An 18,825-nucleotide genomic window follows, 5' to 3' on the forward strand; every position below is an offset into this window, starting at 1 on the left:
GAGAGCGTTGCTTTCAGCAGCCTTACAGACCGGGTTGTGAATTGCTGACGCCGGCATCACGGACCGGCGTCGGTTTTTTCCATGCTTCTTGTAAGCGTCTTGTAGGTTTAGTGCACGAGCATGCCGGTGAACCAGTAGGCCTGAGCCAGGGTGATCAGACCGACAATCGTTGCAAAGAATAGGCTGTGCTTGAGGGTGAAGCGGAACAGATCCGATTCCTTGCCCACCAGGCCGGTCGCGGCGCAGGCCACTGCGATCGATTGTGGCGAGATCATCTTGCCGGTCACGCCGCCGCTGGTATTGGCTGCCACTAGCAGGGTGTCATTGACGCCGATCTGGTGCGCAGTGGTCGCCTGCAGCGAACTGAACAGCGCGTTGGACGAAGTATCCGAACCAGTGAGGAACACGCCGAGCCAGCCGAGGAACGGCGAGAAGAACGGGAATGCCGCGCCGGTTCCGGCCAATACCAGCGCCATGGTCGAAGACATGCCGGAGTAGTTGGTGACGAAGGCGAAGGCCAGCACCATACCGATCGACAGGATTGGCCAGCGCAGTTCATAGAAGGTCTCTTTCAAAGTGGTCAGACCAGTTTTGAAATTGATCTTCAGCACCAGCATCGAGATCAGCGCGGAGAAGAAAATCGCCGTGCCGGTCGCGGAAATCGGGTCGAGTTTGAACACCGCAGGGATTGCTGTTGGAGCGGCCACAATCGGTGCGGTCTTGATCACCAGTTGATCAAGGTGCGGAATCGCGAAGTTGAACACCCAGCTGTGCATCGAACCGCCAGCGGCGAACATCGCTTTGAAAGGCTTCAGCGTCCAGATCGTTACCAGCACGGTGAGGATCAGGAACGGCGACCACGCTTTGAAAATTTCCCCGAGGCTGTAAGGCGAAGCCACGGTGCTGCGCTTTTGACCGAAACCGCCGACGCTGGCGGTCACCACCGAGGCGGAAACGGCACCGGCGATGTGTTGGCCGGCGGCGCGTTTTGGCTGCCAGACTTTCAGGAACAGGGTCAGGGAAATCAGGCTGGCCAAGGCCGAGGTGATGTCTGGCAGCTCCGGGCCGATGAAGTTGGAAGTGAAGTATTGGGTGACGGCGAAGCTCAAGCCTGCAACCAGTGCAGCCGGCCAGGTTTCACGCACGCCGCGCAGGCCGTCCATCATGAACACCAGCCAGAACGGCACGAACAACGACAGCAGCGGCAGTTGGCGACCGGTCATGGCGCCGATCTTGAACGCGTCGATGCCGGTGACTTGGCCGGCAACAATGATCGGAATCCCCAATGCGCCAAACGCAACCGGTGCGGTGTTGGCGATCAGGCACAGGCCGGCGGCGTACAGCGGGTTGAAGCCCAGTCCGACCAGAAGTGCGGCAGTAATCGCCACCGGCGCACCGAAACCGGCGGCACCTTCCAGGAAAGCACCGAAGCAGAAACCGATCAGCAGCACTTGCAGGCGCTGGTCGTCAGTAATCGATAACACCGAACTGCGAATGACCTCGAACTGACCACTTTTCACCGTCAGTTTGTAGAGGAACACCGCCGCGACAATGATCCAGGCAATCGGCCACAGACCGTAGGCGAAGCCATACCCGGCGGCGGCGAAGGCCATATCGACCGGCATCTGGAACGCGAAGATCGCCACGGCAATCGACAGTGCGAGGGTGATGCTCCCGGCCACATGGCCTTTGAGGCGGAACACCGCCAGCGCGAGGAAAAAGAACACGATGGGGATGACGGCCGCGAGTGCGGACACGCCGAGACTGCCGAGCGGGCTGTAGAGCTGTTGCCAGGTTTGCATATGGGGTGGCCCCTAATTGTTGTTGGTCAGGCACTGTCAGCGTTCTTGGATAATTGGTAAGACCAATTTACAATCGCTGTTGGCTAGGGTAAAAGCCTTGATGTCGGTGTGTCAATTTGTCGCCCTGAAACTTTTGTCGAACAAGCGGTGCAGATCGCATCTGATCCGGTTTCGGCAAGTGGCGTCTGGTAGGTGTCGGCAAGGCGCCGATAGGCCAGAATAGAGAGCCCGGCGAGCGGTCGGGATCGTGGAGAAATGAGTTATGGGGTTTGATCAGATTCGGCAGCGCCGTTTGTCTGACGATATTGTCGAGCGACTCGAGGGGATGATCCTTGAGGGCACGCTGAAGTCCGGTGAGCGGTTGCCGGCGGAGCGCACGCTGGCCGAACAATTTGGCGTATCACGGCCGTCGCTGCGTGAAGCGATTCAGAAACTGGCGGCGAAAGGGCTGCTGGTCAGTCGCCAAGGTGGCGGCAATTATGTGGTCGAGAGCCTGGGCTCAACGTTCAGTGATCCGCTGCTGCAATTGCTCGAAAGCAATCCCGAGGCGCAGCGCGATCTACTGGAATTTCGCCACACTCTGGAGGCATCGTGCGCCTATTACGCAGCATTGCGCGCTACGGATGTGGATCGCGAGCGGTTGACTGCAGCGTTCGAAGAGCTCCAGGACTGCTATTCGCGCCACGATGAAGTAAGCCGGGCGGAGGAGGGCGCAGCGGATGCGAAATTTCATCTGGCGATTGCTGAAGCCAGCCATAACGCAGTGTTGCTGCACACCATTCGCGGGCTGTTCGATCTGCTTAAGCGCAACGTCGTCACCAACATCGGCGGCATGTACAAGCAGCGCACGGAAACCCGCGACATGCTGATCACCCAGCACCGGGAATTGTATCGGGCGATTATTGAAGGGCGCGCGGAGCAGGCGCGGGAAGTCTCCAGTCGACACATTTTGTATGTGCAGGAAGTGCTGGAAGAGGTGCGGCAGGAGGTTCAGCGCATGGCCCGGGCGGAGCGGCGCAAGGGGATGTGATCAGTTGTTTTTGTGTTGATGCTGCAATAGCTTTCGCGAGCAGGCTCGCTCCCACATTGAAATGCACTCCAAATGTGGGAGCGAGCCTGCTCGCGAATACACTTTAAAGGCAGAAGAAATTAATCTTCCTTGCCCTTGTTGCGCACGGCACGCTGCAGCTCACGACCGGCATCGCGTTCGCGCTCGGTGTCACGCTTGTCGTATTCCTTCTTGCCCTTGCCCAGAGCAATTTCGCACTTGACCATGTGCTTGCTCCAGTACCAGGACAGGCAGACGCAGGCGTAACCCTTTTGCTGCACCATCGCGGCAAGCTTTTCCAGCTCGCGGCGGTTGAGCAGCAATTTGCGTGTGCGCACCGGGTCAGCGATGACATGGGTGCTTGCGGTCATCAGAGGCGTGATGTGGCTGCCGAGCAACCATGCTTCGCCATCCTTGAGCAGGACATAGCTGTCGACCAGCTGTAGCTTGCTTGCCCGCAGACTTTTTACTTCCCAGCCGGCCAGGACCAGACCAGCCTCGAACTTGTGCTCGATGAAGTAATCGTGTCGCGCCTTTTTGTTCTGCGCGATGGTCCCTGTTGGGTGTTTCTTCTGTTTAGCCATAGGGGCGGCATTATATGGAGATAAACGGCTGTCGGCTACGGTGATGCTGCGTGCTTGAGCAGGTTGAGTGAATCCCGGACAATGCGGCCTCTTTTTCTAACGCTTGGGCGTGATAAACGATGTCGACAGACAAGGTTTCTGTCCACGGCAGTTGGGCTAGCCGCTGGGTATTCATACTCGCCGCGACCGGTTCGGCCGTGGGACTGGGTAGTATCTGGAAGTTCCCCTACATGGTCGGGGTCTACGGCGGCGGTGCTTTTGTACTGATGTTTCTGGCGTGCATCGCGCTGATCGGCATCCCGGTCATGCTCGCTGAAACCCTGATCGGCCGGCGCGCCCGGCAAAGTCCGGCGAACGCCTTGAAGGTGCTGGCGCTGGAAGCCGGGCACTCGGGCAAATGGTCGTGGGGAGCGTTTGCCGGGATGATTACGGCCTTGCTGATCCTGTCTTTCTATAGTGTGGTCGGCGGCTGGTCGCTGGACTACATCGTCGACATGGGCCGCGGTGATTTCCAGGGCGCCACGGCCGATCAGGTCGGCGCTTATTTCGGCAATGTCATCTCCAATCCATGGCGCCTGACACTTTGGCACACGATTTTCATGCTGCTGTCAGCCTATGTGATCGCCAAAGGCGTGGTTGCCGGACTTGAGCGCAGCTTGCGCATCATGATGCCGCTGCTGTTCGTGATGATCCTGGTATTGCTGGGTTACAGCATGACCACCGGGCATTTCATGGAAGGCGTGCATTTCATGTTCGACTTCCACCCGGAAAAAGTCCTCGACGGCTTGTTGCCAGCGATGGGCCACGCGTTTTTCTCGCTGAGCGTCGGTGTCGGCTCGATCATGATCTACGGCGCTTACATGCCGAAGAGTTCGTCGTTGTCGGGCACGGTTGTCGGCGTGGCGCTGCTTGATACCTTTGTGTCGCTGGTCGCCGGTCTGGCCTTGTTCCCGATTGTGTTTGCCGGGGGGCTGAACCCTAGCGAAGGACCAGGCTTGATGTTCGTCAGCCTGCCATTTGCCTTTGGTAATGTGGCTTTTGGTCAATTGATGGGCGTGGTGTTCTTTGTGCTGGTGGCGATTGCGGCCTGGAGTTCGGCGATTTCGCTTCTGGAACCGATGGTTGCCTATCTGGTTGAGCGCACGAAAGTCAGTCGCGCGTGGGTGACTTTCTGGCTGGCGTTCATCTGCTGGTTCGTCGGTCTGGGCACGGTGTTCTCCTTCAATATCTGGAAGGAAGCCAAATTTTTCGTGAACGAAGGCGGGATGTTCCACCTCTACCAATGGGGTGCGCAGAGCGGTCTGGACTTCTTTGGCGTGATCGATTTCTTCACCTCGCGGATCATGTTGCCGCTCGGTGGCCTGTGTTTTGTATTGTTCGCCGGATGGGTGATGGGGCGTGAAGCGGTACGCGACGAGTTGTCGATCCGCAACCCGGCACTGTTCGCCCTATCCTTGTTTTTGATGCGCTACGTGGCGCCCATCGGCATTGTTGTAGTGTTTGCCGCTCAGCTCTGGAAGTAACGCTCACATGACGACACATATTCAACGATCGGCATTGCTGCCGTACCCGGCGCAATTTCTCTACGACCTGGTCAACGACGTGGCGCGTTACCCGGAATTTCTGCCGTGGTGCTCCTCGGCGGAAGTGCTGGAAAGCTCGCCGGAGCATATGCGCGCCAGTGTTGGCGTGGCCAAGGGTGGGCTCAGTCAGCATTTTGTGACGCGTAATACGCTGGTGCCAGGGCAGTCGATCGAGATGAACCTTGAAGAGGGGCCGTTCAATCAGTTGCACGGCGTCTGGGTGTTCAAGGTGTTGAACGAGAAGGCCTGCAAGATCAGTCTGGATCTGTCTTTCGACTATGCCGGGCCGCTGGTGCGCGCGACGTTGGGGCCGCTGTTCAATCAGGCCGCCAATACGCTGGTGGACGCGTTTTGCCAGCGCGCCAAGCAGATGCATGGTTGAGCCGGTGATCGTGATAGAGGTGGTGTACGCGGCCGTGGATCGTCAGGTTTTGCGCTCGGTTAGCATAAATGACGGCGCAACGGTGCGGGCTGCGGTGCTTGCGTCGGGTATCGGTCGCGAGTTCCCTGAGCTGAATCTGGCGGAATGTCCATTGGGCATTTTTGGCAAAGTGGTTACTGACCCGGATTCGCGGCTGATTCAGGCAGGGGAGCGCATCGAGATTTACCGTCCATTGCTGGCCGATCCGAAAGAGGTACGGCGGTTGCGTGCGGCCAAGGCTGCCGAAGCCAAGGCCCGAAACGCGTAAAAACCAAATCGCAGACAATAAAAAACCCGGAGTTTCCGGGTTTTTTATTGTCTCGCCAATTATTGCGGCGAGGTGTCCAGCGGCTCTGGTGTCGGAACCGGAACGGTTTCTACACCATCGACGTCCTTCTGGATCTGATCCAGCAAGGAACCTGGCTTCACCGGTTTTTCCGGTGTTGGCTTCTCGGCGTTTTCAGCAGGAGCGGTCACCGTAGTGCCACTGTCCTTGCCGAGAATGGCTTCGTCACGGCTTACGCCCGGCATAAAGTCACCGGACAGGCTGACAAGCTGGTCGTTTGAGTTGAAAATAACGCTGATGCGTTCCTGTTGGCGTTCACCGCCACCCGGTTGCAGGCTGTACAGATAATCCCAGCGATCGGCATGGAACGTGTCGACAAGCAGAGGGTTACCCATGATAAACCGTACTTGCGGCCGGGTCATTCCCGGGCGTAACTGGTCTATCATGTCCTGCGTGACGACATTGCCCTGCTGGATGTCGATTTTGTAAACCCCGGGGAATGAACAACCGGCGAGTGCGAGCAGTCCCACAAAGGTGAAACTGGTTAGCAAGAGCTTGGTGTTTTGCATCGGTGGGCGACTTCCACTATCTTGGCTGGGACAACGTAAACGCCGATCATACCCGCATTAAGAGAAGCTGCGAAGCAGCATCGCGAGAAAGCTGACCATGGTTGAAAATAGCGAACTACGCAAAGCCGGCCTTAAAGTGACCCTGCCACGGGTCAAGATCCTGCAAATGCTCGACTCCACCGAGCAGCGCCACATGAGTGCCGAGGACGTCTACAAGGCGTTGATGGAAGCTGGTGAGGACGTCGGTCTGGCCACGGTTTACCGTGTTCTGACCCAGTTCGAAGCGGCTGGCCTCGTGGTCCGTCACAACTTCGACGGTGGCCATGCGGTTTTCGAGTTGGCCGACAGTGGTCACCACGACCACATGGTTAACGTGGAAACCGGTGAGGTTGTCGAATTCGTCAGCCCGGAAATCGAAAAGCTTCAGAAGGCAATTGCCGAGGAGCACGGTGTCGAGTTGGTGGATCACAACCTGGTGCTGTACATCCGCAAGAAAAAGTAAGCATGTCGCGCGAATTTCATATTCGCGAAACGAACGAAGGCGACCCAAGGGTCGCCTTCGTGCTTTCTGTCGTTGTCAAACCTTGGCGGTCACAACCATTTTTTTCGCGTGGGCCAGGGATTCCTTGGTCAGATCGATGCCGCCGAGCATCCGCGCCACTTCTTCTATGCGCTCGTTCTTGCTCAGTGTGGAGACGGCGGTGTGCGTCGCCTGTTCGCCCCGCACCTTGTGCACGAACAGATGCTGATGACCCTGCGCTGCCACCTGAGGCAAGTGCGTCACGGTCAGTACCTGGCCGCGATCCCCGAGACGGCGCAGCAGCTGGCCGACAATTTCAGCGGTAGGGCCACCAATGCCGACGTCCACTTCGTCGAACACCAGCGTCGGAACACGGGATGTCTGTGCGGTGATGACCTGAATCGCCAGGCTGATCCGTGACAGTTCGCCACCAGAAGCGACTTTTGCCAGCGCCTTCAGTGGTTGGCCCGGGTTGGCGCTGACCAGCAATTCGACCTGTTCCAGCCCGTTGGGCAGCAATTCGTCGCTGCTATTGGCCTTTAATTCAATGGTGAATCGACCTCCGGGCATGCCCAGACGCTGAATTTCCTGTTCAACCGCGCTGGCGAGACTGCCGGCAGCCTGATGACGCAAGTCGCTCAGTTCCCGCGCCTTCTCTTGATAGTGGCGGGCGTAGGAAGCCAGTTCTTCTCCCAGGCGCTCGATGGACTCGTCATTGGCGTTGAGGGTTTCTATCTCATCCAGCAACTTCTGCTGCATTTCCCCGACCTCGGTCGGCTGAATCCGGTGTTTGCGTGCCAGCGTGTAGATCGCGTCGAGACGCTCTTCCAGATATTGCAGGCGCGCCGGATCGGCATCGAAGTTGTCGAGGAAGCGGTTGAGTTCGCCGACGGCCTCTTCGACCTGGATCTGCGCGCTGGTCAGTAGGCTGCTGGCTTCGCCCAATGCGCCGACGGAGTTATTCACGCTCGACAGGCGATTGAGGCTCGCGGTCAGTGCGTTCAGCACATTGCCGGAATCGCTTTCGCTGCATTGCTCGACCACTTGCCGACAAATGCCCAGCAGCGTCTCGGCGTTGGTCAGGTTCTTGTGTTCCTGCTCCAGTTGCTCAAGTTCGTTCTCGCCGAGACCGAGGTTTTCCAGTTCTTCGAGTTGATAGCTCAGCAATTGATGGCGCGCGCGTTGTTCGTCGCCGGAGTTGGAGAGGCGTTCCAGTTCCTGGCGAGTCTGGCGCCAGCGCTGGGCGGCGAGCTGAACCTGGCGCGCCAGATCGGTGGCGCCGGCGTACTCGTCCAGCAAACGGCGATGGGTATCGGTTTTCAGCAGGGATTGGTGTTCATGCTGGCTGTGAATATCAATCAGCAGTTCGCCGAGTGCTTTCAGATCGCCAAGCGGGCAAGGGGTGCCATTGATATAGCCGCGCGAACGACCTTCGCTGGTGATCACGCGACGCAAGATGCACGGCCCATCGGTCTCCAGATCGCGCTCGCCCAGCCAAACGCTGGCTTCAGGGATGTCGGCCAGATCGAATGTCGCGAGGATATCGGCCTTGTCGGCACCGGGGCGAACCACGCCGCTGTCGGCACGATCTCCAAGGGTCAGGCCCAGGGCGTCGAGCATGATCGACTTGCCGGCGCCGGTTTCCCCTGTGATCACGCTCATCCCGCGATCGAGTTCGAGATCGAGATGTTCAACGATGGCGTAGTTATGTACGGACAGGTGCACCAGCATAAAGGCCGCTCCCAGGCTTTAGGTCTGGTTATTTATACAGTGTTTTGTTTCGGGCTGACAATGCCCTCCCTTAGCTCGATTCGCTTGAACATAAAAACTGCTTAGCGCATTCAGGAATGAGAATGTGGCACTTTTTTGTAGGGTTAATGGTTGAAAGCCCTTGAAGCCTGATTTTGCGGCCCCATATATCGGGGCAGAAGCGCGAGTCAGGCTCGCGGACGAAATTGAAAGGAGAATTCTATGGCTGACGAACAGACAGTAGATACGCAAAACCCAGAAGCCAATCAGGCGCCCGAAGGTTCGGGTGATGACCTGGCGACCCGTGTACAAGTGCTCGAAGAGCAATTGGCCGCCGCGCAGGATCAGTCTCTGCGTGTTGCTGCCGATCTGCAGAACGTCCGTCGCCGTGCCGAGCAGGATGTCGAGAAGGCGCACAAGTTTGCCCTGGAAAAATTCGCCGGCGACCTGTTGCCGATCGTCGACAGTCTGGAGCGCGGCCTTGAGCTGTCGAACCCGGACGACGAAAGCATCCGTCCGATGCGCGAAGGCATCGAGCTGACGCTGAAAATGTTCCACGACACCCTCAAGCGTTATCAGCTGGAAGCGATCGACCCGCATGGCGAGCCGTTCAACGCCGTTCAGCATCAGGCGATGGCCATGCAGGAAAGCGCCGACGTAGAACCGAACAGCGTTCTGAAGGTGTTCCAGAAGGGCTACCAGCTCAACGGTCGCCTGTTGCGCCCGGCCATGGTTGTGGTCAGCAAGGCGCCTGCGCCAATTTCGCCTTCGATCGACGAGAAGGCTTGAAATTAGCCGCAAGGCCCCCATTTAGAAGTCAAGCGTTTAAGTATTACCGCAGTTAGCCACCACTGCTGCGGCAAAAAAATCCAAAGTTTCGGGAGAGTTAACATGGGCAAAATTATCGGTATCGACCTGGGGACCACCAACTCCTGCGTCTCCGTGCTGGAAAACGGCAAAGCAAAAGTTATCGAAAACGCTGAAGGCGCGCGTACCACGCCGTCGATCATCGCTTACGCCAACGATGGCGAAATCCTTGTAGGTCAGTCGGCCAAGCGTCAGGCTGTGACCAACCCGCACAACACTCTGTACGCGGTAAAGCGTCTGATCGGTCGTCGTTTCGACGAAGAAGTTGTGCAGAAAGACATCCAGATGGTCCCTTACAAGATCGTCAAGGCTGACAACAACGACGCCTGGGTTGAAGTGAACGGCCAGAAAATGGCACCGCCACAAATCTCGGCTGAAATCCTGAAAAAGATGAAGAAGACCGCCGAAGACTACCTCGGCGAGACCGTGACCGAAGCGGTGATCACCGTTCCGGCCTACTTCAACGACAGCCAGCGTCAGGCGACCAAAGACGCCGGCCGCATCGCCGGTCTGGACGTAAAACGTATCATCAACGAACCAACCGCAGCCGCTCTGGCTTACGGTATGGACAAGGCCAAGGGCGATCACACCGTGATCGTTTATGACCTGGGTGGCGGTACTTTCGACGTTTCCGTGATCGAGATCGCTGAAGTTGATGGCGAGCACCAGTTCGAAGTACTGGCCACCAACGGTGACACGTTCCTCGGCGGTGAAGACTTCGACATTCGTCTGATCGACTACCTCGTTGACGAATTCAAGAAAGAAAGCGGCATGAACCTCAAGGGTGACCCGCTGGCCATGCAGCGCCTGAAAGAAGCCGCTGAGAAAGCCAAGATCGAGCTGTCGTCCGCTCAGTCGACCGACGTCAACCTGCCGTACATCACTGCAGATGCCACCGGTCCTAAGCACCTCAACGTGAAGATCTCGCGTGCCAAGCTCGAAGCACTGGTTGAAGACCTGGTTCAGCGCACCATCGAGCCTTGCCGCATCGCCATGAAAGACGCTGGTCTGGACGTTGGCGCGATCAACGACGTGATCCTGGTCGGTGGTCAGACCCGTATGCCGCTGGTGCAGAAGCTGGTTACTGATTTCTTCGGTAAAGAAGCTCGCAAAGACGTTAACCCGGACGAAGCTGTTGCCATGGGTGCTGCGATTCAGGGCGCTGTTCTGGCTGGTGACGTCAAAGACGTTCTGCTGCTCGACGTCAGCCCGCTGACTCTGGGTATCGAAACCATGGGTGGCGTGATGACCGCGCTGATCGAGAAAAACACCACGATTCCTACCAAGAAATCGCAAGTGTTCTCGACTGCCGACGACAACCAGGGCGCTGTGACCATTCACGTGCTGCAGGGCGAGCGTAAGCAAGCCACTCAGAACAAGTCCTTGGGCAAGTTCGACCTGGCCGACATTCCACCTGCTCCACGTGGCGTGCCGCAGATCGAAGTGACCTTCGACATCGACGCTAACGGCATTCTGCACGTTGGTGCGAAAGACAAGGCGACCGGCAAGACTCAGTCGATCGTGATCAAGGCCAACTCCGGTCTGTCCGATGAAGAAATCGAGCGCATGGTGCGTGACGCCGAAGCCAACGCTGAGGAAGACCGCAAGTTCGAAGAACTGGCCGCTGCCCGTAACCAGGGTGACGCACTGGTTCACTCGACTCGCAAGATGATTGCCGACGCGGGCGACAAAGTCACCGCTGAAGAGAAGACTGCGATCGAAGCTGCTGTGGTTGCTCTGGAAGCCGCTGTCAAAGGCGACGACAAAGCTGCTATCGAAGCCAAGGTTGAAGAGCTGTCGAAAGTCTCCGCTCCGGTTGCTCAGAAGATGTACGCCGAACAGGCTCAGCCAGCTGATGGCGCAGCCCCGCAAGGCGAATCGGCTGAGAAGGCTGACGACGTTGTCGATGCAGAGTTCGAAGAAGTCAAAGACCACAAGTAAGTTGTTGGTCGGCCGGTTGACTGCCTTTAGGCAGTGACTGGTAGGATGTCGCCGCGCGGGAGCTAGCTCCCGCGTTGGCGTATCTGGAATACGCGAATTTTTACAGCATGCGACAAGCCTCGTGTGTTGCTGGTATGGCCGGGAATGCTCCTGCTTTCCGTGCCGCAAGTACCACAAGAAACAAAGACCAGGATCGTTGAATTGACGTGAGTTGGGTCCGGGCCTGTATTGGGGCTCAACGAGTTTGACGATCCTCAGGAGGGGTTTGTCGGACGTCCTCAAGAGTGCAGAAGACTTATGGCAAAGCGTGACTATTACGAAGTGTTGGGTGTTGAGCGCGGCTCAAGCGATGCGGACCTGAAGAAGGCTTACCGTCGTCTGGCGATGAAGCATCACCCGGACCGTAATCCCGATGACAAAGCGTCGGAAGAAATGTTCAAAGAGGCCAACGAGGCCTATGAAGTGCTGTCCGACTCGAGCAAGCGCGCGGCGTACGACCAGTACGGTCATGCCGGTGTCGACCCGAGCATGGGTGGCGGTGGCGCCGGTTTCGGCGGTCAGAATTTCTCGGACATCTTTGGTGATGTCTTCAGTGATTTCTTCGGTGGCGGTCGCGGCGGTTCCCGTGGCGGCGCTCAGCGTGGCAGCGACTTGCGCTACACCCTGGAGCTGAATCTGGAAGAAGCGGTGCGCGGCACGACCGTGAATATTCGTGTTCCGACACTGGTCAACTGCAAGCCGTGCGACGGTTCGGGCGCGAAGAAAGGTTCGTCGCCTTCGACTTGCCCGACCTGTGGTGGCATTGGTCAGGTGCGCATGCAGCAAGGCTTCTTCTCGGTGCAGCAGACCTGCCCGCGTTGCCATGGCCAGGGCAAGATCATTTCCGATCCTTGCGACTCCTGCCATGGTGATGGTCGCGTCGAAGAGTACAAAACCTTGTCGGTCAAAGTGCCGGCCGGCGTTGATACCGGTGACCGCATTCGTCTGTCCGGCGAAGGCGAGGCGGGTACTCAGGGTGGTCCGACGGGCGACCTTTACGTGGTCATCAATGTCCGCGAGCACGACATCTTCCAGCGCGATGGCAAACATCTCTTCTGCGAAGTGCCGATCAGCTTTGTTGATGCAGCCTTGGGCGGCGAGCTGGAAATTCCGACCCTCGACGGTCGCGTCAAACTGAAAATCCCTGAAGGCACCCAGACCGGCAAGCAGTTCCGCGTACGCGGCAAAGGCGTGGCGCCGGTGCGTGGCGGCGGTGCGGGCGACTTGATGTGCCGTGTGGCCGTCGAGACCCCGGTCAACCTGAACCGTCGTCAGCGCGAATTGCTGGAAGAGTTCCGCAGTTCGCTGGCGGACGACAACAGCCATTCACCGAAAACCACCGGTTGGTTTGACGGTGTGAAGCGCTTCTTCGGCGATCTGTAAGGAGTCGGCATGCGACGTATAGCTGTGATGGGCGCTGCTGGGCGCATGGGCAAGATTCTGGTCGAAGCCGTGCAGCAGCGCGCGCCGCTGACCGGGTTGACCGCTGCTGTGGTTCGTCCTGGCAGCACGCTGATCGGCGTCGATGCCGGTGAGCTGGCGTCGCTGGGTCGCATCGGCGTGCCGTTGTCCGGGCATATCGAGGCTGTGGCTGAAGAGTTCGATGTATTGATCGACTTCACCCTGCCGGAAGTGATGCTGAAAAACCTCGCGTTCTGCCGCAAGGCAGGCAAGGCCATGGTTATCGGCACTACCGGGCTGGACGCGGCGCAGAAGCAGTTGCTGGTCGAGGCGGGCAAGGATATTCCGATCGTGTTCGCGGCCAACTTCAGTGTCGGCGTCAATCTGTCGCTGAAGCTGCTGGATATGGCAGCGCGCGTGCTGGGCGATGATGCTGATATCGAAATCATCGAAGCTCATCACCGTCACAAGATCGATGCGCCGTCGGGTACGGCGTTGCGCATGGGTGAAGTGATCGCCAGTGCGCTGGATCGTGATTTGCAGAAAGTCGCGGTCTACGGTCGTGAGGGTCATACCGGCGCTCGTGAGCGTGAAACCATCGGTTTTGCCACCGTGCGCGGCGGTGACGTGGTGGGTGACCACACCGTGCTGTTCGCCTGCGAAGGTGAGCGTCTGGAGATCACGCACAAGGCGTCGAGTCGCATGACTTTTGCCAAGGGCGCGGTGCGTGCGGCGTTGTGGCTGGACGGTCGCGAGCCGGGTCTGTACGACATGCAAGACGTGCTCGACCTGCGTTGATACACTGCTGAACCCAGCGCAAACGCCCTGTTTGCGCTGGTTTTTCTCCGCTTGGCGACGACCTGTCGCATTCTCCGGCCTTTTCGGCTCTTTAGCGGTGGACCAAAAAAGCCTTTTTCTGTAAGCTACAGCTTTAGTGTGTCCACTAAAAGCGCGCAGAATAATTCAGTGAAGAAGCGGGGTGACGTGTCCATACGTCACTCCGCTTTTTTACAACCTGCGATCGCCCTTTCATGCGTTATTTACGGGAGGTCTTCTTGACTAAGCCAGCCATACTTGCCCTTGCTGATGGCAGCATTTTTCGCGGCGAAGCCATTGGTGCCGACGGTCAAACCGTTGGTGAGGTGGTGTTCAACACCGCAATGACCGGCTATCAGGAAATCCTTACCGATCCTTCCTACGCCCAACAGATCGTTACCCTGACTTACCCGCACATCGGCAACACCGGCACCACGCCGGAAGATGCCGAGTCCGATCGCGTCTGGTCCGCTGGCCTGGTCATCCGTGACCTGCCGCTGGTAGCGAGCAACTGGCGTAACACGATGTCCCTGTCCGACTACCTGAAAGCCAACAACGTTGTGGCCATCGCCGGTATCGACACCCGTCGCCTGACCCGCATCCTGCGTGAAAAAGGCGCACAGAACGGCTGCATCATGGCTGGTGACAACATCTCCGAAGAAGCGGCCATCGCCGCGGCGCAAGGCTTCCCGGGCCTGAAGGGCATGGATCTGGCGAAAGTCGTCAGCACCAAGACTCAATACGAGTGGCGCTCGACTGTCTGGGATCTGAAAACCGACAGCCACGCGACCATCGAAGCCTCCGAGCTGCCCTACCACGTGGTTGCCTACGATTACGGCGTCAAGGTCAACATCCTGCGCATGCTGGTCGAGCGCGGCTGCCGCGTCACCGTGGTGCCGGCTCAGACCCCAGCCGCTGATGTGCTGGCACTGAAGCCGGACGGCGTGTTCCTGTCCAACGGCCCTGGTGATCCGGAGCCATGCGACTACGCGATCAAGGCGATCAAGGAAGTCCTGGAAACCGAAATTCCGGTATTCGGCATCTGCCTCGGTCACCAACTGCTGGCACTGGCCTCCGGCGCCAAGACCCTGAAAATGGGCCACGGCCACCACGGTGCCAACCACCCGGTGCAGGATCTGGATACTGGCGTTGTGATGATCACCAGCCAGAACCACGGTTTCGCGGTAGATGAAGAAACCCTGCCAGCCAACGTGCGCGCGATCCACAAATCGCTGTTCGATGGCACCCTGCAAGGCATCGAACGCACCGACAAGAGCGCGTTCAGCTTCCAGGGTCACCCTGAAGCGAGCCCGGGCCCGAACGATGTCGCGCCACTGTTCGACCGCTTCATCAACGAGATGGCCAAGCGACGCTAAGCGTTCGCCTTGAGACTGTAGAGAGAAGCCCTTCGAGGGTGGCCCCGATCCCGGCGGCCCCTTCGAGACTTCAGAAATCGATCAAGACGGCTTGCCGACTGACCTGCGGATTTGAGTGACAAACCCATGCCAAAACGTACAGACATTAAAAGCATCCTGATTCTCGGCGCTGGCCCGATCGTTATCGGCCAGGCCTGCGAATTCGACTACTCCGGCGCCCAGGCCTGCAAAGCCCTGCGCGAAGAGGGTTACCGCGTCATCCTGGTGAACTCCAACCCGGCCACCATCATGACCGACCCGGACATGGCCGACGCCACCTACATCGAGCCGATCAAGTGGCAGACCGTTGCCAAGATCATCGAGAAAGAACGTCCGGACGCGGTGCTGCCAACCATGGGCGGCCAGACTGCTCTGAACTGCGCCCTGGATCTGGAGCGCGAAGGCGTTCTGGAGAAGTTCGGTGTGGAAATGATCGGCGCCAACGCTGACACCATCGACAAGGCTGAAGACCGTTCGCGTTTCGACAAGGCGATGAAGTCCATCGGCCTGGCGTGCCCGCGTTCCGGTATCGCCCACAGCATGGAAGAAGCCAACGCGGTTCTCGAAACCCTGGGTTTCCCGTGCATCATCCGTCCGTCCTTCACCATGGGCGGCACCGGTGGCGGAATCGCGTACAACCGTGAAGAGTTCGAAGAAATCTGCGCCCGTGGTCTGGACCTGTCGCCGACCAAAGAGCTGCTGATCGACGAATCGCTGATCGGCTGGAAAGAATATGAAATGGAAGTTGTCCGCGACAAAAAGGACAACTGCATCATCGTCTGCTCGATCGAAAACTTCGACCCGATGGGCGTGCACACCGGTGACTCGATCACCGTTGCTCCAGCACAAACCCTGACCGACAAGGAATACCAGATCCTGCGTAACGCCTCCCTGGCGGTACTGCGCGAGATCGGCGTCGAGACTGGCGGCTCCAACGTGCAATTCGGTATCTGCCCGAACACTGGCCGTATGGTCGTGATCGAAATGAACCCGCGCGTATCGCGTTCCTCGGCACTGGCTTCGAAAGCCACCGGTTTCCCGATCGCCAAAGTCGCGGCCAAACTGGCTGTGGGTTACACCCTCGACGAACTGTCGAACGACATCACCGGCGGCAAGACCCCGGCGTCCTTCGAACCGTCGATCGACTACGTCGTCACCAAGCTGCCACGTTTCGCCTTCGAGAAATTCGCCAAGGCTGACGCACGCCTGACCACGCAAATGAAGTCGGTTGGTGAAGTCATGGCCATCGGCCGTACCTTCCAGGAATCCCTGCAGAAAGCCCTGCGCGGTCTGGAAGTCGGCGTTTGCGGTCTGGACGAGAAGCTCGACCTGAGCAACCCGGAAAGCATGAGCGTGCTCAAGCGCGAACTGACCGTGCCGGGCGCCGAGCGTATCTGGTACGTGGCAGACGCTTTCCGCGCTGGCCTGTCGGTCGAAGACATCTTCGGCATGAACATGATCGACCCGTGGTTCCTGGTGCAGATCGAAGATCTGATCAAGGAAGAAGAGAAGGTCAAGACCCTCGGTCTGTCCGCTATCGACCGCGACCTGATGTTCAAGCTCAAGCGTAAAGGCTTCTCCGATCAGCGTCTGGCCAAACTGTTGGGCGTGACCGAGAAGAACCTGCGTACTCATCGCCAGAAGCTGGAAGTGTTCCCGGTCTACAAGCGCGTTGACACCTGCGCCGCCGAGTTCGCCACTGACACCGCTTACCTCTACTCCACCTACGAGGAAGAGTGCGAAGCTGCGCCGTCGGGTCGCGACAAGATCATGATTCTGGGCGGTGGTCCGAACCGTATCGGCCAGGGCATCGAGTTCGACTACTGCTGCGTTCACGCTGCTCTCGCCCTGCGCGAAGACGGCTACGAAACCATCATGGTCAACTGCAACCCGGAAACCGTTTCCACCGACTACGACACTTCCGACCGTCTGTACTTCGAACCGGTAACTCTGGAAGACGTGCTGGAAATCTGCCGCGTCGAGAAGCCGAAAGGCGTGATCGTCCAGTACGGCGGTCAGACTCCGCTGAAACTGGCTCGTGCCCTGGAAGCCGCTGGCGTGCCGATCATCGGCACCAGCCCGGACGCCATCGACCGCGCTGAAGACCGTGAGCGTTTCCAGCAAATGGTTGAGCGCCTGAACCTGCGTCAGCCGCCAAACGCCACCGTGCGCAGCGAAGACGAAGCTGTTCGTGCTGCCGCGAAGATCGGTTATCCGCTGGTGGTGCGCCCGTCTTATGTACTGGGCGGCCGTGCGATGGAAATCGTTTACAAGGAAGACGAGCTCAAGCGTTACCTGCGTGACGCGGTGCAAGTGTCCAACGACAGCCCTGTGCTGCTCGACCACTTCCTCAACTGCGCCATCGAAATGGACGTGGATGCGGTCTGTGACGGCAAAGATGTGGTGATCGGCGCGATCATGCAGCACATCGAACAGGCTGGCGTTCACTCCGGTGACTCCGCGTGCTCGCTGCCGCCGTACTCGCTGCCGGCGCACATCCAGGACGAGATGCGCGAACAGGTCAAGAAAATGGCTCTGGAACTGGGCGTTGTCGGCCTGATGAACGTGCAGTTGGCGCTGCAAGGCGAAGACATCTACGTCATCGAAGTCAACCCGCGCGCTTCCCGTACCGTACCGTTCGTGTCGAAGTGTATCGGTGTCTCCCTGGCGATGATCGCTGCCCGCGTGATGGCCGGTAAGACCCTGAAAGAAATCGGCTTCACCAAAGAAATCATCCCGAACTTCTACAGCGTGAAAGAGGCGGTGTTCCCGTTCGCCAAGTTCCCTGGCGTTGACCCGATTCTCGGCCCAGAGATGAAGTCGACCGGTGAAGTGATGGGCGTCGGCGACACCTTCGGTGAAGCATTCGCCAAAGCCCAGATGGGCGCCAGCGAAGTGCTGCCGACCGGCGGCACTGCGTTCATCAGCGTGCGTGACGACGACAAGCCACTGGTTGCAGGCGTGGCCCGCGATCTGATCAACTTGGGCTTCGAAGTGGTAGCCACTGCCGGCACTGCCAAGCTGATCGAGGCCGCAGGTCTGAAAGTGCGCCGTGTGAACAAAGTGACCGAGGGTCGTCCGCACGTGGTCGACATGATCAAGAATGACGAAGTCACCCTGATCATCAACACCACTGAAGGTCGTCAGTCGATCGCTGATTCGTACTCCATTCGTCGTAATGCCTTGCAGCACAAGATTTACTGCACAACCACTATTGCTGCTGGCGAAGCTATCTGTGAAGCGCTGAAGTTCGGTCCTGAAAAAACCGTGCGCCGCTTGCAGGATCTACACGCAGGATTGAAGGCATGATCAAATACCCAATGACCGTCCAGGGCGCCAAAGCCCTGGAAGAAGAACACGCTCACCTGACCAAGGTCGTCCGTCCGAAGCTCAGCCAGGACATTGGTACGGCTCGCGAGTTGGGTGACTTGAAGGAAAACGCTGAATACCATGCTGCCCGCGAACAGCAAGGCATGGTCGAGGCGCGGATTCGTGATATCGAAGGCCGGATTCAGAATCAGGTCATCATCGATGTCACGACCATTCCGCATACTGGCAAAGTGATTTTCGGTACCACCGTCGAAATCGCCAACGTCGAGACTGACGAAAGCGTCACTTACCACATCGTGGGTGAGGATGAGGCTGACTTCAAACTTGGCAAGATTTCGGTCGGCTCGCCTTTGGCCCGTGCCTTGATTGGCAAGGAAGAGGGCGATGTGGTCGCCGTGAAAACGCCAAGCGGCGTGATCGAGTACGAGATTGTCGAAGTCCGTCACATCTGAAA

At 58.3% G+C, this 18,825-nt stretch carries 16 protein-coding genes; 12 read left to right on the forward strand and 4 right to left on the reverse strand.

Annotated features, from left to right (window positions below; all coding sequences use genetic code 11):
• Positions 1 to 107: 107 nt before the first annotated feature.
• Complete coding sequence (locus CCX46_RS03880; RefSeq protein ID WP_127925781.1) at positions 108 to 1,802, reverse strand: lactate permease LctP family transporter; 1,695 nt, start codon at positions 1,800 to 1,802, stop codon at positions 108 to 110.
• A 262-nt stretch (positions 1,803 to 2,064) separates the two neighbouring features.
• On the opposite strand from CCX46_RS03880, the gene CCX46_RS03885 reads away from it, so the two are divergent.
• A complete protein-coding gene (locus tag CCX46_RS03885; RefSeq protein ID WP_127925782.1) occupies positions 2,065 to 2,832 on the forward strand; it encodes an FCD domain-containing protein in 768 nt (255 codons plus the stop codon).
• Positions 2,833 to 2,951: 119 nt separating this feature from the next.
• Here CCX46_RS03885 and smpB read toward each other — a convergent pair whose 3' ends face one another.
• A complete protein-coding gene (smpB, locus tag CCX46_RS03890; protein WP_008088297.1) occupies positions 2,952 to 3,434 on the reverse strand; it encodes an SsrA-binding protein SmpB in 483 nt (160 codons plus the stop codon).
• A 119-nt stretch (positions 3,435 to 3,553) separates the two neighbouring features.
• Here smpB and CCX46_RS03895 point away from each other — a divergent pair, with 119 nt between their 5' ends.
• From CCX46_RS03895 to CCX46_RS03905, 3 genes are read left to right on the forward strand one after another with little or no spacing between them, the layout of a single operon-like run.
• A complete protein-coding gene (locus CCX46_RS03895; protein WP_127925783.1) occupies positions 3,554 to 4,957 on the forward strand; it encodes a sodium-dependent transporter in 1,404 nt (467 codons plus the stop codon).
• Between the two features lie 7 nt (positions 4,958 to 4,964).
• Complete coding sequence (locus CCX46_RS03900; protein ID WP_016986510.1) at positions 4,965 to 5,399, forward strand: type II toxin-antitoxin system RatA family toxin; 435 nt, start codon at positions 4,965 to 4,967, stop codon at positions 5,397 to 5,399.
• Positions 5,392 to 5,706, forward strand: coding sequence for an RnfH family protein (locus CCX46_RS03905; protein ID WP_127925784.1), 315 nt, complete (start codon positions 5,392 to 5,394; stop codon positions 5,704 to 5,706). Before CCX46_RS03900 ends, CCX46_RS03905 begins: the two co-directional genes overlap by 8 nt.
• 59 nt (positions 5,707 to 5,765) lie before the next feature.
• Here CCX46_RS03905 and CCX46_RS03910 read toward each other — a convergent pair whose 3' ends face one another.
• The gene (locus tag CCX46_RS03910; RefSeq protein ID WP_007915215.1) at positions 5,766 to 6,293 is read right to left on the reverse strand and encodes an outer membrane protein assembly factor BamE; all 528 of its coding nucleotides are present in this window, start codon (positions 6,291 to 6,293) and stop codon (positions 5,766 to 5,768) included.
• Between the two features lie 97 nt (positions 6,294 to 6,390).
• Between CCX46_RS03910 and fur the strand changes: the two genes are divergently transcribed.
• A complete protein-coding gene (fur, locus tag CCX46_RS03915) occupies positions 6,391 to 6,795 on the forward strand; it encodes a ferric iron uptake transcriptional regulator (RefSeq protein ID WP_007915216.1) in 405 nt (134 codons plus the stop codon).
• A gap of 75 nt (positions 6,796 to 6,870) precedes the next feature.
• On the opposite strand, the gene recN is transcribed toward fur, so the two are convergent.
• Positions 6,871 to 8,544 (reverse strand): DNA repair protein RecN, encoded by a 1,674-nt coding sequence (recN, locus tag CCX46_RS03920; protein WP_127925785.1) that lies wholly within the window; start codon positions 8,542 to 8,544, stop codon positions 6,871 to 6,873.
• A gap of 240 nt (positions 8,545 to 8,784) precedes the next feature.
• On the opposite strand from recN, the gene grpE reads away from it, so the two are divergent.
• The 7 genes from grpE (at position 8,785) to greA (ending at position 18,823) form a co-directional block, all read left to right on the forward strand.
• On the forward strand, positions 8,785 to 9,351 hold the full coding sequence (gene grpE, locus CCX46_RS03925; RefSeq protein ID WP_007915219.1) for a nucleotide exchange factor GrpE: 567 nt from the start codon (positions 8,785 to 8,787) through the stop codon (positions 9,349 to 9,351).
• Positions 9,352 to 9,453: 102 nt separating this feature from the next.
• Positions 9,454 to 11,370: a molecular chaperone DnaK gene (gene dnaK, locus CCX46_RS03930; RefSeq protein WP_007915221.1), complete on the forward strand. Its 1,917-nt coding sequence runs from the start codon at positions 9,454 to 9,456 to the stop codon at positions 11,368 to 11,370.
• A 297-nt stretch (positions 11,371 to 11,667) separates the two neighbouring features.
• The gene (gene dnaJ, locus CCX46_RS03935) at positions 11,668 to 12,792 is read left to right on the forward strand and encodes a molecular chaperone DnaJ (RefSeq protein ID WP_007915222.1); all 1,125 of its coding nucleotides are present in this window, start codon (positions 11,668 to 11,670) and stop codon (positions 12,790 to 12,792) included.
• Positions 12,793 to 12,801: 9 nt separating this feature from the next.
• Positions 12,802 to 13,608 carry a 4-hydroxy-tetrahydrodipicolinate reductase gene (dapB, locus tag CCX46_RS03940; protein WP_038357479.1) on the forward strand — a complete coding sequence of 269 codons (807 nt, stop codon included), beginning with the start codon at positions 12,802 to 12,804 and terminating at the stop codon, positions 13,606 to 13,608.
• Between the two features lie 257 nt (positions 13,609 to 13,865).
• On the forward strand, positions 13,866 to 15,002 hold the full coding sequence (carA, locus tag CCX46_RS03945; RefSeq protein WP_007953761.1) for a glutamine-hydrolyzing carbamoyl-phosphate synthase small subunit: 1,137 nt from the start codon (positions 13,866 to 13,868) through the stop codon (positions 15,000 to 15,002).
• A gap of 126 nt (positions 15,003 to 15,128) precedes the next feature.
• Complete coding sequence (carB, locus tag CCX46_RS03950; RefSeq protein ID WP_007915231.1) at positions 15,129 to 18,350, forward strand: carbamoyl-phosphate synthase large subunit; 3,222 nt, start codon at positions 15,129 to 15,131, stop codon at positions 18,348 to 18,350.
• Complete coding sequence (gene greA, locus CCX46_RS03955) at positions 18,347 to 18,823, forward strand: transcription elongation factor GreA (protein WP_003221530.1); 477 nt, start codon at positions 18,347 to 18,349, stop codon at positions 18,821 to 18,823. The genes carB and greA overlap by 4 nt, the downstream gene beginning before the upstream one ends.
• Positions 18,824 to 18,825: the final 2 nt, after the last annotated feature.

Source organism: Pseudomonas sp. RU47 (assembly GCF_004011755.1).
In the GTDB taxonomy this organism is placed as follows: Bacteria; Pseudomonadota; Gammaproteobacteria; order Pseudomonadales; family Pseudomonadaceae; genus Aquipseudomonas.